Consider the following 15,861-nt stretch of genomic DNA (forward strand, 5'->3'; position numbering starts at 1 on the left):
GCAACATTAAGCGTAAGAACATTGAGCGAGATCAAAATGGTTAACAGAGCCGGGATGAGTTAAACAGAATACGGGATAGATTTTACAGTTAAAGCCGATCTGAAATGATTCACAGATCCCTGCCAAATCGCGCAACAGGAAAAAGGCGAACGGGTCGCTGACAAACAGCATATTCAGGCGGAGGAAAGATGGCTCACTGGCCAGGCGAAAAGTCATGGTCTGATAGTTTTAATGCTGCTAAAAAATACTTCCGAAATGGGCTGTTCTTAATAACGCTGTAATAACCTTTGCTCGTATTGGTGAACGCATCCTTATTGTTCTGCCGTTCCATCACTGGAATAAAAACGGTGCGTGTTAATTGTTAGTGGGTTCTCCGTAAGTCTTGCTGCTGGAACGCAGCAGAATATGATGGTTCACAGAGCTTCTTTATCGTGACTGGATTGTTATTTTTCATTATCGTCAGCTTGCCAGACGGCATAAAGATGATGCCTCATGTGAGTAAGTTAATCTTGTTTACAGTATTAATGCGTCTTTTCTACCGTTCCGTTTTCGGGGTGGCAGACCACACATTGAGCCATTACCGGGTTTTATGAAGACTGTTACATTCTAAAGTGGGGGGGATGAATATTGTTGAAAGCAATCGGTGGGGTTCTTAGCAAGGTATAAAGAAAGGAAAAATCAGTCAGCTTTCTCAGCCCGACTGATGCTGGGGTTATTGAAGCAAATGAAGCGTTAACAGCCAAACTTCTGCCACCTTGTAAAATCCGTCAGGTGCACAACCCTGTGCACCTGTTCTCCTACTTCACGCGCTTCTGGCTGCGCAGCAGTGCCAGGCCGCTCAGCACCGACATGGCCATCAGGTAATAGCCGGGTGCCAGGCTGGTGCCGGTGGCCGTGATTAACAGCGAACAGATCAGCGGTGCAAATCCGCCAAATACGGTCACTGCGATGTTATAGCTGATCGCCATGCCGCTGGCGCGGGTGCCCATCGGAAACAGATCGGCCATGACCGACGGCACGGTTGAGAAGTAGATCGATTTCAGCAACGCCATCCAGCAGACCAGCGCGACAAGCGTGGTGGGCGTGGTGTGACTGACGACCAGCTTAAAGGCGGGATAGATGGTGACGATCAGTAAAATCAGCGATCCCCACATCAACGGAACCCGGCCGATGCGTTCTGCCCACAGACCCATAACCGGCGTCACCACGGTCAGGATCACACCCGCCATTAACGTCGCGGTAAAGGCCACAGAGCCGGGCAGGTGCAGATTGCGCGTGGCATAGGTCGGTACATAGTTGAGCATGTAGTTAACCGCCGTGGAGATGACCATCAGGCCAATCGCCAGCAACATCAGCTCTTTCTGGCGGCCAAACAGGCGTTTAAGTGGGGCAACATCAGGTTGATGTGTGGCAAAGCTGGCAGGTTCATGCACATGGCGGCGGATATAAATTCCCAGTGGGCCAATCAGCAGACCAAAGGCAAAGGGAATGCGCCAGCCCCAGTCCTGAATCTCGCTTTCCGTCAGGATTTTCGTTAATCCCAGACCAAACGCGGATGCCATCAGCGTACTGGCCCCCTGAGTGGCAAACTGCCAGCTGGCGATAAAGGCTTTGCGCTCGGGAAAATGCTCCACCAGGAACGCCGTCGAGCTGCCAAATTCGCCGCCGGCAGAAAAACCCTGAACCAGCCGCGCCAGCAGGATAAGTACAGGGGCCATCAACCCAATACTGTCGTAACCCGGCATAAACGTAATCACGGCACCGCCCAGCATCATCAGATTGATGGAGAGCAGTAGCGCCTTTTTGCGACCATGGCGGTCAGCATAGTTGCCCAGCACAATCGCGCCCAGCGGCCGGATCAGGAAAGACACACCGAAACTGCCGAACGTAAGCAATATCGACACGGACGGATCGCGGGTCGGGAAAAACGCATGGGCGATATAGCTGGCAAAGAAGCCGTAAACCGCAATATCAAACCACTCCAGCGCATTACCGATGCAGGTGGCAAACAGGGTTTTGTGCAGGCTGGGTTTATTCGCGTGCAGAGATGCGGTGGTATTAAGTGTGCTCATGCGGCACCTCCGGCATGGTGACGATGCTTCGCGACCAGTTCGCGGCCTTGTTCGCCCAAATCCCACAGCAGTCGGGTCATGATCTGCAGGCCTTCGCGCGCAATTGACTTCAGCATATGCTCGTTCACGCCGTGCTGACCGCAGGCGGGATAAGAGTGCGGCACCCACAACGTGGGCAGGCCGAGAATGTCGGAGAACACCTCATTAGGCAGTGAACCGCCCAGGTTCGGCAGCAGTGCCGGCGTTTTGCCGCTGGTTTCGGCCATGCTGGTCAGCACCCAGTCGACTAACGGATCGGTGGGATCCAGCCGCGTGGCAGGCGATCCGCGCATAAACTCGACGTTCACGTTGTCAAAGCCGTGCTGTGAAAGGTGTTTCCTGACGTGCTGCGCCAGATTTTCCCAGTCGGTGCCGACCACAAACCGCAGCTGACATACCGCGGTCGCCTCGCCCGGAATGGCGTTCATGGGGCGGGCAGGATTGCCGGTGAGAAAAGACAGCACCTCCAGCGTGTTCCAGCCATACAGGCGTTCTGTGGGGGTAAGTGCCGGTTCGCCCCAGTCTCTGTCAATCTCGGGATCGCCAGGCATGCCGCCGACGTGAATCTGACGGAGAATATCGCGTACCTGCTGAGTGAGTGAGCTGGGTTTCAGCGCCGCCACCTGAAGCACGCCCTGAGCATTCACCAGCGAGGCAATGGCATTGGCCAGTTGCGTGCCGGGGTTACTCAACAGGCCACCCCAGTTGCCGGAGTGATAGGCGTTGTCGCGAGCCGTGATGGTAAGGCGGAAATTGACGGCACCGCGCGAGCCCAGGAACAGGGTCGGCTGCACCGCGTTCAGGCGTGGACCGTCTGAGGCGACAAACAGGTCGGCTTTGAGCAGATCGCCGTGCTGCTGGCACAGCTGTGCCAAACCTGGCGAGCTGATCTCTTCGCCCATCTCGAACAGCAGCTTGCAGTTGAAACCCAGCCTGCCGCCGCGCGCCTGAAACACCTGTTCCAGCGCGGCCAGGTTGACGCAGTGCTGACCTTTGTTATCCGCACTGCCGCGGGCATACCAGCGGTCGTCTTCTTCAACAAGCTCCCAGGGCGTTAACCCTGCGCGCCAGTTTTCGTCATCGCCAAACACCACATCGCCATGACCATAGCTCAGCAGGGTGGGTAGGGCGGGATCTTCAATGCGTACCGCCACCAGAAAGGGACGGTGGGCTGCTTCGGTGTTCTCAATAAAGTGCAAAGTAAAGCCCAGCGCGCGCAGCTGCGGCCCAATCTCATCGTGTAAATAGTGATGCAACTCGCCGTCGCGATCCTGGCGCTGGCTCTCGGTGCGCTGCGCCACGCGACGCGCCAGAATGCGTTGAAATTCCCCACTGTCGAACCAGGCGGTGGCCTGTTGTATGGCGTTTTGCGCTGTCATGTTTGCGTATCTTTTATGCGTATTATGTTGTCCCATCATTTCCGAAACGCTGCTTTGCCACAATTATCAATTTATCGAGTAAGATTTGCTTTTAAAGCAAAGCTAACCTGCCCGTTTTCGAGGCATGCACCAGCATGAGGCGCGCATGATCAGTAATGAAATCCGCTATTTTCTCGCCGTGGCGAATACGGGCTCGTTAAGTGCGGCGAGCGAACAGTTGTTTATTGCGGTGTCGGCTATCAGCCGTCAGATTCAGCGGCTGGAGACCCAGGTGGGCGTTCCGCTGTTTGAACGTCACGCTCGCGGGATGGTGCTGAATGAAGCCGGGGAGATTTTTGCCCACCATGTGCGCAAGAACATGCTGGATATGGACTATGCGCTGGCCGAGATCAAAGGGCTGAAAGCCGTGCGGCGCACGCTGATTCGGCTGGCCTGTACCGACGGGCTGGCCTTTACGTTGCTGCCGCGCATGATTGCCGACTTTCGCGAGACGAATCCCGGCATCCTCTTTGACATTAATGTCGCCAGCCCACAGGGCGTGTCCGAACGAATACGCAGCGGCGAGTGCGACCTGGCGCTGCAGTTCAGTCTTCATGCCGAAACGGGCGTGGAAATTATCGGCTCCTGGCCTGCGCCGGTGTTGTTAGTGATGCATCAGAGCCACCCACTCGCCAGCGCGCCGCAGGTGACATTGCGTGATATCAGTCCCTATCCGCTGGCACTGCCCCAGCAGAATACCACCGTGCGTCAGTTGTTCGAGCTGGCGAGCCATATGAGTGGCAACCTGATTGAGCCGGTGGTGACCTGCGATAATTTCTCTACCTTATTCCAGTTTCTGCTCCGTACGCCGTTGGCCATGACCATCTGTAGTGCCTTCAGCGTGCTACAGGAAGCCGAAGCGCATGGACTGGTGATGCGATCTGTCGACATCGATCAACTGAGCCAGCGCAATCTGCAACTGCAGGTGCCTTCTGGTCGGCCCCGCAGCGCCGCGCTGGAGATGTTTTTAGCGTTTGCGCGGCAGCAGTTAACGGCGCTGGAGGCACTCACGCAGCCCTGAGAGGCCGGATTATAAAGCGGTAGGTTCAGGTAGGGCTTCCCAGACGATAAGAGCGTTTCCGCTCAACGCCCTGCAAGCCCGCCTTTTTGCTCTGCAACGGCCACGATCCCCTGACGGATGACGAAAGCGCCGTGCGTTCACTTGCCTGGGCCGCTTCATTCTTCAGCCGTTTGATTACGTCATCAGGTTACGCACCCGCTGTGAAGGCAGACTGCGTTTTTCGGACTTCGCCTTATCGCTTTTCCGCTTTATCTGATCGCCAGTACGGCTGCGTTGTGGAGTAGTGTAAAGGACGTAAAAGGCTGTAAAAACGCGCGTTTTTAGCCTGTGACGCGCTTATCATTCCTGCCATACGTCACTGTCACTCAGTCGGAAGTTTGCCGATAAAACAGAAAACAGTGCACATACTGACCTGAACATTCATCTGCAAAGGAGAACCACCATGGATTCTTTCTTTCCTGAGGATGTCATTGATACCCTCAGTAAAACGTTCTGGCAGCGCGTCAGTGCGATGAAAGAGCTTATCGAACGTCACCAGAGTTTTCGTCTGCTGTGGTTCGGCGAGGCGCTGAAACGTAACTACAACTGGACTGATATCAGCGCGGAGCAGGCCGTCAACCGCGTGATTAGCGAGAGTCAGGGGCTGCCGCTGGCGGAGGTCAGAAAAATGACCATCGCCCAAAAGTGGGTTGCACTGTCAACGGTGAGAAAGACGCTCTACTCACAACCGGATGGTAAAACGTTTCAGTGGCTGGTGGAGAAGAAGCTGGACGAGTTGGATAATCCCGGCCAGTTTTCAGCGTAACGCCATATTGCGTTCAGCTGCGCAATAAAAAACCTGTCCACGCTGTTCGCGTTAATATCAACTGGCCGGGGTTGCCCCCGGCTCTGTGATGAACAGCGAAACCTTACCGCTTTTGTGGCAGTAAACCGCGCTTATTCATTCGCGATCGGCGTCGAATTTTCCTCGATTTTGGTGTCGCCCTGAATCGCCTGAATCCGCTTCTCTACCGCATTTACCTGATCGCTGTTGTGCAACAGCGTGTAGGTCAGATCAAAGGTTGCACTCGCGCCCGGTGCCAGCTGTTTCACGCGCTTCTGCTCCCGTTCAATCGTGACCGGATAGGCATAGTTGGTGCCGGGCTCAATCCCGGTGACATAGCCTTGTTTAAGCGTGTCGGTATTTTTCCACAAGGTCAGCAGCGGTAACTGCTGAGTATCAAACTGAATGGACGCGCCTTTGTTGCCCGCTTTATTAACCACGGCGGCGACCGTCTGATGATCCTTGTCGGACAGCGGTTTGATGTTAAACACCATTTCATCGAAGTCTTTGGTTGGGCCTTGATAGGTCTGCCAGTTTTTCAGCCCCGCTTTGGCATAGTCATTGAACGGGCTGATGCCCGACATCGGGGCCATAAAGCGGGCACCTTCTTCCAGAATGGGCGTACTGAAGTTGCTGTGATAGATGATCTCGTAATCGTGCGGGTAATCGGAATGGTTGGTCAGCACGTCGTGCAGGCTGAACTGGTTGCTGCCCGGCACATAACGCAATTCCGTCCACGTCTGCAAATCGGCTTTCTTAAACGTGCTCTCTTTGATCAAACCGCGAATACGGATTTCATGCGGGGCCGCATCCGCCACCTCGACTTCAAGCTGCGAGACCGGCGTGTTTCCGGCTTTGCCATGCAGCGTGTAGATACGGCCTTTGTCGTTCACCGGATGGCCGGTCCATTCGTAGCCACAACGCACCATCATTTCGTTGAATCCTTCCAGCCAGCCCAGGCCATTGCGGCTTTCAAGATTGATGAACGCCGGGTTTACCACCTCTTTAACGGGCGAATCCCAGCCCAGGCGGGTGCCGAATCCCTCTACGCGGAGCAGGTTCATACCGCGTGTCGGAATAAGCGTAATAGTCAGGCCATCCTGACTGCGGATGACCAGAAGCTTACTGCCTTCCTGCTTGCCGCCATGCAACACTTTCTGCTCAATGCTGAACGGTTTGCCCTGAATGTTCAGCTCACTGCTGTTTATCTGCCAGTTTCCTTTGTCGGTGCCTTGTTCAGCACTCGTCAGCACCCAAGTTTTTGCAGATACCGAACCCGAAATCATTACGGCCAGCACCGTCAGTGCGAGTTTCGTCTTCATCGTTTACCTCTCTGGCTGAATCGTTTTTTCATTAGTGAGAGGAATTTACTGATTTGGGCTACGCGGAAACGTGATTTCTCTCACCTGCTGGAAAATCAGGCAGGATTAAGCGTGTTAGTGGGATGTTGCTCACATTTAAAATGCTTATTAATGCTGTTATGTCATCTTTTTATCGGCATAAACGCGAAAGCTGTAAACGTTTCAGCCACCACCTGTAAACCGTGGCTGGCGCGCAAAGTCAGGAATCAAAACAAAGGCGCGAAGCAGGGGCGTCGCGCTGCACAGTGAGGCGGATCAGGTCAGATAAAACTGTCGCTTGAAGGCAAACATATCATTCAGCAGGCAGTACTCGGGATTACCGAGCGTAATAACTGGCGCGCGCTGCGCGATCATCGTTTTCCAGTTCGCCAGTGAACGTCGCCAGGCGGCGTCTTCGTCGTCGGTCAACGGCGCAAACTGATATCCCAGCGTGATATGAAACTGGTAGCGATCGTGGTCTGGTTCGCGAATGCCGGTGACCTCGGACAGCCGATCGCGTAAACGGCGCAACCGCGTCTCTGTCTCCGCATCCGCCGTTAGCAGGCGCAGCGTTAACGGGGTTTCACGCGCAGACGGCGCCTCCGGATTGACGCGCATGTGGTAAGGCGAGGCATCCTCACCCAGTTTATATGTCCGCAGGCGTTCAGCCAGAATCCGGTCGCACTCGTCCATGGGCATGTCCAGCGGCAGCCCGGCAGGCCATAAGGGATAGCGTCTTGCCTTGTCGTTGGCTCCGCCGAAAACAGTCATGTGATAACTGGAGGGCGGCAGTGCGGTAACCTTCCTTGACCAGCTTTCGCCGGGCAATTCACGATAGACATCAAGCAGGGCATCAAAGGATTCTGAGCCGTCACCTTGCTGCGGCAGATGGCAGATAATCGTGTTTCCTTTAAAGGGAAGAACCCGGCCATCTGCGTCAAACTTACGACCCACATCGTTGGGGCGGTGTTCCGCACCGATGGCGAGGGAAGCGGCCAGACCGCCCAGGGTGGCAATCGTACCTTTCAACAGCCTTCTCCGTGTTGTCATCGAATAACCTCTGCATTTAGCCGGTTCCGACAAGGTCGGTAACGGGACCGTTTCCCCGCGCAACGCCACCCGTATCTGCGCGTGATGTATTCCTGAGAAGCTGTTCTCATGCCTGACCGGGCTTAACAGGCAGGGGTGCTGTGATAAGGGGACAATAACGCGCATGCGCAGAAACAAAGAACCCGACGTCATCCTGCACGGTGATCCGCTCAGGGCGCTTCTCAACCGGGGAGCTTAGTGAAGATCTGTGACTAAAAAATGACTGAAGATGTACAACGAGCGAAAGAGGAATATCTGTTATGACTAAGCGGGCCGCAATGGCGCTTGCAGCACGCTTCATAACGCCCGATGCAGCGTCGTCGTGGCTTGTTCATCTGCGCGCTTTTTTCTGCTCGTCTGAGAAAGAAAAAGCCAGCGTATGCGCCGCTGGCATGACGTTTTCATGCTTATACATTGAGCCGGTGGATGACCGTCACGAATTCATTTACCCCGCGATTGATCTCCTGGAAACTGCGCGAGAGATTGCTGATCTTATCGTTTTCAGTCGTAAGAAAGCGTCTGATTTCATCAAGCTGCCGGGACATGTTTTCAATGAGCGCGGTATTTTCTTCCACAACTTTCGTGATTTTAAGCGTTGCCTGCGACGTCGAAGCCGCCAGTCGCCGGACCTCCTCGGCCACCACGGCAAACCCACGTCCCGCTTCGCCTGCCCGCGCGGCCTCAATCGCCGCGTTTAACGCCAGAATATTGGTTTGTCCGGCGATGGTGTTGATCGTCGAAACAATTTCTTTTATGTCCATGGAAGAATGATTGAGTCTGTCGCCAATGTCTGCTGCCGCACCCACCTGTAACGACATGGATTCCGCATTGCGGATGGTCTCACCCAGGACATCATTGGCATTAAAGGTGATTTGCGACGTCTCTTCCGACGTTGTAACGGCAATGTCAGCGATCCGTTTGGCATTCTCTACGCGGTCGGTGATATCAGACGCCAGTTTAATAACCTTATAAACATGCCCGGAGGCATCTTTGACAGGGTTATAGCTGGCCTCCAGCCAGACGCGTTTTCCAGACGCTGTCACACGTTCAAAACGCCCTGTGAAAGCACGCCCCTGCTGAATCTTTTGCCAAAAATCAGGCTGCTCCTTATAAAATTCATCAAAGCAAAATATGCGATGATGTTTACCTTGAATGGCCTCAAGCTGATAGCCCATTAATTTCAGAAAATTGTTATTGGCGTCAATGACCTCACCCTGCGGTGTAAACTCAATCATGGCCATGGAGTTATTCAACGCGGTAATGATGGCTTCTTTATGCTTTAACGCTTCATGTTTATGCGTAATGTCGTTGGCAATTTTTATGATTTTTTTCACCGCACCGTGGCGATCTTTCACAGGGAAATAGGTGGCGCTCAAATACAGCCGGCTGTGATTTTTGCGAAACCGCTCAAAGATACCGCTGAACGAGTGACCTGAGCCGAGTGTTTGCCAAAAGTGGGTATAGTCGCTGGAGTGCACAAATTCATCATCGCAGAACAGGCGATGATGCTGACCGGCGATCTCATTTAGCGTGTAGCCTGTCAGTTCGAGGAAAGGCGTGTTTGCCGTAATGATGCGACCGTCGGGCGTAAATTCAATCCAGCCGATGTTGGCTTTGATCGCCTGTGTATTGGTCTGGTCGTCCGCTAACCCCAGTGAAGCTTTACCAGGCATAAAACGTGTCAGGGCTAACATACTTCTCTCCATCTGATTCAGTTAAAGGGACGTAAAGCGTCGGGCCTCGTGGCGGAGAGTTTGCTGTCTGATGGAAAGTAAAGCGTCCGGCCCGGGTCATTTAACTTATCGGCACAGGCCGGTTCATATTTAGAAATGTATTAAAAAAATTGATGCTTATCACAGTGACTGTCAGTGCACACAGATAACGAGCTACGTCTTCTGACAGACTGCCTGTAACAGTGAAAAGATGGCGAAAGCAGAAAAACAGCAGCCATGTGGCGGATTGCTTCCCGCTGCCAGACAGGACGGCAGATAAAAAAGCAGGATGAGCGGGGGCTTTTCCGGGCAGATGTCAGCGGCAACCGCTACAGCCCGGATAAGATTGTTAACCAGAGTTTGTCAAACGAGGTAAAAGAAGACATCAGGAGGGGTTATACAGTCAACATAAAGTGTTTAGGGCTTGTTGCAGTGTAGGGACGTTTTTATGACAGGAAAGCGCGAATCAGCGAGAGCGAAGCCGATGGCAATGGCGTCGCCAGGCGTTTTCATGCACACCCGAGAACGCGCCTGCGATGGCGATGAGCCGGATTTTCTGTCAGGCAGGCATGTCGCCGCTGTGATACCCAGGCGCTGCATCACCACACGGCGGCGTTGACAGGCTGGTGGCAGCAGAAAAGGCTGACGCGTCAAACAATGACGCGCCCGTGTGTGGGGCGTAACCCTGACAATAAAACCGTATGCAGTGCCGTGAATCGCATCAATGCTGCCTGTGCCCTCAGACCTTCAGTCGATGAATCACCGTTACGAATTCGTTTACGCCGCTGAAAATTTCCTGAATGTTGTCGGACAGATGCGTGATTTTGTCGTTTTCTGTGGTGAGAAAGCTGTTAATGCCGTCGAGTTGCTGGTGCATATCGCCAATCAGGCTGGCATTTTCTTCGACCACCTTGCTGATTTTCTGCGTCGCCTGTGAGGTAGAAGCAGCAAGACGTCTGACTTCTTCTGCCACCACGGCAAAACCGCGTCCTGCTTCGCCTGCCCGTGCGGCTTCAATCGCAGCATTGAGCGCCAGGATATTGGTTTGTCCGGCAATGTTATGGATGGTTGAGACAATCTCTTTGATGTCTTTGGCTGAGTAATTCAGTTTGTCGCTGATTCCCGCTGCCGCAGCGACCTGCGAGGCCATCAATTCGGCGTTACGCACCGTCTGACTGAGAACATCATTGGCATTCACGGTGATGTGTGACGTTTTTTCAGACGTGGTCATGGCGATATCCGCCACGTCCTGCGCCGTGACGACACGTTCGGTAATATCCGACGCCAGTTTAATCACTTTATAAACGTGTCCCGAGGCATCTTTCACCGGGTTGTAGTTGGCCTCAAGCCAGACGCGTTTTCCTGATGCTGTTACCCGTTCGAAGCGCCCGGTGAACGCGCGCCCCTGTTGAATTTTGTGCCAGAAGTCCGGGTTTTCTTTATAGAACGCGTCAAAACAGAACAGACGGTGATGTTTGCCCTGAATAGCGGCCAGATCGTACTCCATCAGCGTAAGGAAGTTTTTATTGGCATTAATGACCTCGCCCTGTGGCGTAAATTCAATCATGGCCATGGTGTTGTTCAGCGCCGTAATAATCGCTTCTTTATGCGTGAGTTCTTCATGCCGATCGGTAATGTCGTTAGCGATTTTGATAATTTTTTTGACCGTGCCGTGTTTATCTTTCACGGGGAAATAGTTAGCGCTTAAGTAGAGCAGGCTGTTGTCTTTGCGGTAGCGTTCGAAAATGCCGCTGAATGACTGGCCTGAGGCCAGGGTTTCCCAAAACAGGGCATATTCACGGGAGCGCACAAAATCAGGCTTACAGAACAGCCGATGGTGCTGACCGGTGATCTCACTGAGCTGGTAACCCGTTACGGCAAGGAAGGCCGGGTTAGCCGTGAGAATAATGCCCTCGGGCGTGAATTCAATCCAGCCGCTACAGGCCTGGATGGCCTGGATATTATTCTGATCATCCGAGGCGCTCCGCGCGTTTTTGCCGCGAAGTAAACGCATAAGGGAAAACATAGATCTCTCCAGATATCGCTGTAATAAGCTCGAAAGGTGATGACCGCGTAGTGGAGAGACAGCGACCCGGTTAAGGGGAAGTCGATCGGCTCGGGTCTACTTCGGTTATCGGCATTGCGCATGTCATATTTAGGTCACATTTCAGCCACGGTGAGCGCACAGTGAGATGCGTCACGTTACAGGTGGTGGGCAAGGCAGGTACATCGACACAGGAGAGGACGTCTCGATCTCAACATGATGAGAATGTCGTGATCGAGCGTCGCGGTAATCAGCCGGAAAGCCGGCGCGTTAGTTTCCGGCGTCAGGTATCGCACTACGTAAAAAAGCCGGAATAACAGGACGCCCTTTTTCCAGACAGGTGCCGGTGAAAACCGCCTCAGCATAAACAACGTTATCAACCAAAATTTGCTGGACGAAATTAACGCGGTTACGCTTTTCGTTTGCCGCGAGTGCGCAGGTCACCTGCATCTCATCGCCTTTTTTCAGACTCTTTTTAAAGCGAAGCGTATATTCAAGCAGCATATGGATACGGCCTTCGGCAAACTCCGCTTCCAGATCCACGCCAAGATGCTCTTTCATGAACGCGTGGCGTGTCCATTCCATATAGAAGGGATAGTAAAGTCCGTCTACAACGCCCTGAAAATCGATATGCTTTTCGTCAACCTGATACGTTTTGCTAAACATAGTATGGCCACTGATAAGTGAGGGAAGGCCCACTTTAGTCGGCATGGCTGTTTTTTTAAACGGCTTTTTTCAGGCGACAGAGGAAGGTGAGTGATTCACGCTAACAGTAAAATCGGCACGCGCCAGAATCATCCAGACACGTGCCGGGTGGGCTTTACGTCATGCCGCAGCTAAACACCGAGGCTGTTTAGCGCAGCACAGCGGCTGGCTGGTGTCGGTCAATACGGAAAATGGACACGGCATTACGTAACAGGGTCGTTTGTTCCACCATGCCCTGGGCCGCAGAGGAGACCTGCTGCACCAGCGCGGCGTTCTGCTGGGTGACCTGGTCCATTTGGCTGACGGCAATGCTGACCTGCCCGATACCGTTGCTTTGCTCATCCGACGCAATGGTGATTTCGCCCATAATGGTCGTCACGCCCTGTACGGATTTCACGATCTCCTCCATCGTGTTACCTGCCTGTTTCGCCAGGCCCGAACCTTTCGCCACGTGTTCAACCGACTGGGTGATCAAATCTTTGATTTCTTTAGCCGCGGTAGAACTGCGTAAGGCGAGCGAACGTACTTCTCCGGCAACCACCGCAAATCCGCGTCCGCCTTCACCAGCCCGTGCGGCTTCAACGGCGGCGTTCAGGGCCAGAATATTCGTCTGGAATGCAATCCCTTCAATGACAGAGATAATCTCGGCCACTTTGCCTGAGCTTTCTGAAATAGAGCGCATGGTTTCGACAACCTGTTTCACCACATCTCCCCCCTGCAGGGCCACGTGCGAAGTGGTATCCGCCTGAGAATTTGCCTGACGGGCGTTATCGGTATTTTGACGGACGGTAGCGGTCAGCTCCTCCATACTGGCGGCCGTTTGTTCCAGTGCGGCAGCCTGCTCTTCAGTGCGCTGAGCCAGGTCAATATTGCCCTGGGCGATTTCGCTCGCTGAGTTATTGATCAGTTCCGCAGAGGACTGAATGCCACTCACAATGGTGACCAACTGTTGGCGCATGGCTTCCAGCGAGGCCATCAGGCTGCCCTGGCCTTTAAGCGGCACAGCAATGTCTACCGTCAGGTTACCCTGGGCAATCATGCCAGCAATATCGGCAGCCGCTTTGGGTTCGCCGCCCAGTGCGCGAACGATACTGCGTGTAATGATGGTGCCCAGCACCAACGAGAGCAGGATGGTGGTTAACCCGGCCAGACTGAGCGTCATTTTCGTGGCAAAGGCCAGGCTGTTGACGTCGTCAGAGCGCGTAGCCAGCAGCGACGATTCTGCGTTGTTGAAATCGGCGGCGACGGCGCGGTAGCGATCCATAAAGGCTTTATCACGCCCTTCCTGAAAAAAATGCGTCAGGGCATCGAGCGGTTGTTGTCCACCATTAACCTGACGACGCAATGCGATTAGCTGATCGTCAATGGCCTGGACGCTGTTGTGCAGGTCAAGTAATGACGTCAGTCTTTGCTGTTGACTGGCATTATCTGCCGTCATGGTGCGGAGCTGATTATATTTCTGGTCGAACGCCGTTTTGCCTGCGTTGAACGGTGCCAGGAAGGCTTCATTACCGGAAATGACAAATCCCCGCACGCCCGTTTCCATATTAACCATGTCAGTTAACATGCTGTCGCTCAGACTCATCACCTTATAACTGTGAATATTCCAGCTATTGGCCTGCCGTAGCTTGAGAAAGTTAATAATCGACAAGCTGCTGCCTATTAATGACACAAGAACGATGATGCCGAACGCGAACGCGATTTTGCGGCCTGTTGTGATTTTCATGTTGATTCCCCGTTTAGTAATTTTTTTATTTTTGTAATAACAACCCTTGCTTTTCGAGTATCGGCAACAAAGGAAGGCAGTTTATGAAAGCGAAGCCGTTTTTTAAAAAAAAGTTTAAAAACTATCCTTAAGTTTAGTAAAAAGTTAATTTCCTGAGTTATCTATAGTATTCGATAGAAAGGACGAGATTAGCGTAAGGTGTATAAATAAACTGAAAATAAAAGTGATAATGAAAAGGAGATGCGGGGGATTTGTGTTAAGTGAGCGTAGTCGCTGGAGTGGGGAGAAAAAAATGGATGATAATCAGGCCGTATCATTGTGCGCTTGATATCTGAACGGATTAAATAAGGTTGACGCTTTCATCTCACCTTATCGATGAAATGAAAGCGGCCTTATTGTTAAACATCGTCATCGTGTATTTAATGTCACGCTTATTGATAATTACGAGCCTTTATTACTCTGTGATGCACTGGCACCGGTCTGTGAGTGATGCAGGGTCGGGCTCACAGGCAGTTCAGAATAAGTTTGCGTATCGTAAATCACGCCTTCTTCTGCGGATTTCAGCAGCATGCCTGCCTGGTAGTATTTATCCTGTTTCATTAAAGCAAGGGCATTTGAAACATCATTTTCTGTTTGTTGTAGCGGCATCAGTTCCTGCGTTTCAGTGACGGCTACGCCAGCCAGCTTCAGCGCATCAAGCGCACCTTGCTTATCACCTGCTTTAATATGCTGATTGGCTTTATCGATCGCGTCATTTTTCTGTTTTGATAACTGGTAATCTTCCGACACGGATACATCGGAGCCGATGCGAATATAATTATCTCCCGTCATCGGGGCTTTTTTGTCATAGCGAATATACTTTGTCCAGTCCACACTATTATCTTTTAAATAAGTGTCAGCCTGAGTCGCCAGCGCTTTTGCTTGTTGAGTTTGGCCATTAAATAACGCGTTGCGTGAAAGTTGAATATCATTCATGGCCTGCGCGGCCTGGGCCGAAATGACTTCATTATTTAATGTATGGCTGTCTTTAAAGGACTCAGCGGCCGCAGCGCCACCAGTAAACACTAATACGGCTACAATCATTGAGCTAATAATCATCTTTTTCATGATATTTATCCTCTGTATTTATGCATCCGAAAGGTGCTAACGTCATTGATTACATCTGTAGTGTTCATTTACCTGGACTGTCTTTTTTCGAAAAAGCAATAACACTGCGTTGTCAGACAAATGCAACGTCGCTGTTTTTGCTGTTTGGGAAACAGTTATCCAGAATGGCATTCTTCACGCAAAAATAATGAGGTGAAACGGCGTTGAAAACATAATCCGCCTGCGAAATGTCCGGGCTGTTTTTTGAGAAAAACATATCGCCAACAAACAGGGCGTCGGTCAGATGTGAATCCTGGCGTGAATAATCACTTTTACACAGGTTACCGTGGTAAGAAAGCAGAAGGGGCAGAGCCATAATGTTATCTCCTTGATGTCGTCTTGACGTCTTTACTTAACACCCGGAGGATATTTAATTGTAATTATGAGTTTGCAGAAAAATGTCACTGTTACAATTGCATGGTTTTTTATCATTTTAATTCAATGGCTTGCGAATCAGTGTTTGTTACATCTTACCGCTTCTTTAAAAAACCTGAGTTTTCTATAGAAGAAAGCGTACAGGCTGACAGTCGGGTTATAAAAGAAGCCACATCAGCCGCGCCGTCGTTGATCACTCTCTGTGCAAGATAATCATTCAGCGCGCTGTCACTGAGTGTCTGCCGTATGCTGGTTCTGATGCGGCTAAGCGTGGTTAATTCTGAACGGGTTGACTTTATCCCTGTCTCATCGTGTTTTGAACATGTTGCTTTACAGTGCGCATGGCAATGG

Annotated in this window: 12 protein-coding genes; 2 read left to right on the forward strand and 10 right to left on the reverse strand. The window is 52.1% G+C overall.

The genetic code is table 11. The annotated features are described in order from the left end of the window. Positions 1 to 797: 797 nt before the first annotated feature. Both GC090_RS03760 and GC090_RS03765 read right to left on the reverse strand, forming a co-directional pair. A complete protein-coding gene (locus GC090_RS03760) occupies positions 798 to 2,072 on the reverse strand; it encodes an MFS transporter (protein WP_277283116.1) in 1,275 nt (424 codons plus the stop codon). Beyond that, on the reverse strand, positions 2,069 to 3,490 hold the full coding sequence (locus GC090_RS03765; protein WP_033740088.1) for a M20 family metallopeptidase: 1,422 nt from the start codon (positions 3,488 to 3,490) through the stop codon (positions 2,069 to 2,071). The genes GC090_RS03760 and GC090_RS03765 overlap by 4 nt, the downstream gene beginning before the upstream one ends. A gap of 145 nt (positions 3,491 to 3,635) precedes the next feature. Here GC090_RS03765 and GC090_RS03770 point away from each other — a divergent pair, with 145 nt between their 5' ends. After that, positions 3,636 to 4,550, forward strand: coding sequence for a LysR family transcriptional regulator (locus GC090_RS03770; protein ID WP_033740086.1), 915 nt, complete (start codon positions 3,636 to 3,638; stop codon positions 4,548 to 4,550). Between the two features lie 442 nt (positions 4,551 to 4,992). Then, positions 4,993 to 5,355 carry a hypothetical protein gene (locus GC090_RS03775; RefSeq protein WP_324020890.1) on the forward strand — a complete coding sequence of 121 codons (363 nt, stop codon included), beginning with the start codon at positions 4,993 to 4,995 and terminating at the stop codon, positions 5,353 to 5,355. A 131-nt stretch (positions 5,356 to 5,486) separates the two neighbouring features. Here GC090_RS03775 and GC090_RS03780 read toward each other — a convergent pair whose 3' ends face one another. From GC090_RS03780 to GC090_RS03815, 8 genes are all read right to left on the reverse strand, one after another. Further along, a complete protein-coding gene (locus GC090_RS03780) occupies positions 5,487 to 6,695 on the reverse strand; it encodes an aldose 1-epimerase family protein (RefSeq protein WP_133745637.1) in 1,209 nt (402 codons plus the stop codon). A 294-nt stretch (positions 6,696 to 6,989) separates the two neighbouring features. Continuing rightward, entirely contained in the window at positions 6,990 to 7,742 is a 753-nt protein-coding gene (locus tag GC090_RS03785) for a DUF1868 domain-containing protein (protein ID WP_226374566.1), read from the reverse strand. Between the two features lie 467 nt (positions 7,743 to 8,209). Beyond that, complete coding sequence (locus GC090_RS03790) at positions 8,210 to 9,496, reverse strand: methyl-accepting chemotaxis protein (RefSeq protein ID WP_006118256.1); 1,287 nt, start codon at positions 9,494 to 9,496, stop codon at positions 8,210 to 8,212. A gap of 757 nt (positions 9,497 to 10,253) precedes the next feature. Further along, positions 10,254 to 11,540, reverse strand: coding sequence for a methyl-accepting chemotaxis protein (locus GC090_RS03795; protein ID WP_133745639.1), 1,287 nt, complete (start codon positions 11,538 to 11,540; stop codon positions 10,254 to 10,256). Positions 11,541 to 11,828: 288 nt separating this feature from the next. Continuing rightward, positions 11,829 to 12,224: an acyl-CoA thioesterase gene (locus tag GC090_RS03800; protein ID WP_006118258.1), complete on the reverse strand. Its 396-nt coding sequence runs from the start codon at positions 12,222 to 12,224 to the stop codon at positions 11,829 to 11,831. Positions 12,225 to 12,411: 187 nt separating this feature from the next. Beyond that, on the reverse strand, positions 12,412 to 13,989 hold the full coding sequence (locus GC090_RS03805; RefSeq protein ID WP_039342287.1) for a methyl-accepting chemotaxis protein: 1,578 nt from the start codon (positions 13,987 to 13,989) through the stop codon (positions 12,412 to 12,414). Between the two features lie 441 nt (positions 13,990 to 14,430). Further along, positions 14,431 to 15,096 carry a YfdX family protein gene (locus GC090_RS03810; RefSeq protein ID WP_033739721.1) on the reverse strand — a complete coding sequence of 222 codons (666 nt, stop codon included), beginning with the start codon at positions 15,094 to 15,096 and terminating at the stop codon, positions 14,431 to 14,433. A 112-nt stretch (positions 15,097 to 15,208) separates the two neighbouring features. Then, entirely contained in the window at positions 15,209 to 15,451 is a 243-nt protein-coding gene (locus tag GC090_RS03815) for a hypothetical protein (RefSeq protein WP_033739719.1), read from the reverse strand. Positions 15,452 to 15,861: the final 410 nt, after the last annotated feature.

This window comes from Pantoea sp. JZ29, from assembly GCF_035190385.1.
GTDB lineage: Bacteria > Pseudomonadota > Gammaproteobacteria > Enterobacterales > Enterobacteriaceae > Pantoea > Pantoea stewartii.

Bases quoted from the DNA above. Each gene is read 5' to 3' on its own strand.
- GC090_RS03815 (WP_033739719.1), bottom strand. From the start codon at position 15,451: ATGGCTCTGCCCCTTCTGCTTTCTTACCACGGTAACCTGTGTAAAAGT.
- GC090_RS03775 (WP_324020890.1), top strand. From the start codon at position 4,993: ATGGATTCTTTCTTTCCTGAGGATGTCATTGATACCCTCAGTAAAACG.
- GC090_RS03790 (WP_006118256.1), bottom strand. From the start codon at position 9,496: ATGTTAGCCCTGACACGTTTTATGCCTGGTAAAGCTTCACTGGGGTTA.
- GC090_RS03795 (WP_133745639.1), bottom strand. From the start codon at position 11,540: ATGTTTTCCCTTATGCGTTTACTTCGCGGCAAAAACGCGCGGAGCGCC.
- GC090_RS03765 (WP_033740088.1), bottom strand. From the start codon at position 3,490: ATGACAGCGCAAAACGCCATACAACAGGCCACCGCCTGGTTCGACAGT.
- GC090_RS03780 (WP_133745637.1), bottom strand. From the start codon at position 6,695: ATGAAGACGAAACTCGCACTGACGGTGCTGGCCGTAATGATTTCGGGT.
- GC090_RS03800 (WP_006118258.1), bottom strand. From the start codon at position 12,224: ATGTTTAGCAAAACGTATCAGGTTGACGAAAAGCATATCGATTTTCAG.
- GC090_RS03805 (WP_039342287.1), bottom strand. From the start codon at position 13,989: ATGAAAATCACAACAGGCCGCAAAATCGCGTTCGCGTTCGGCATCATC.
- GC090_RS03810 (WP_033739721.1), bottom strand. From the start codon at position 15,096: ATGAAAAAGATGATTATTAGCTCAATGATTGTAGCCGTATTAGTGTTT.
- GC090_RS03770 (WP_033740086.1), top strand. From the start codon at position 3,636: ATGATCAGTAATGAAATCCGCTATTTTCTCGCCGTGGCGAATACGGGC.
- GC090_RS03760 (WP_277283116.1), bottom strand. From the start codon at position 2,072: ATGAGCACACTTAATACCACCGCATCTCTGCACGCGAATAAACCCAGC.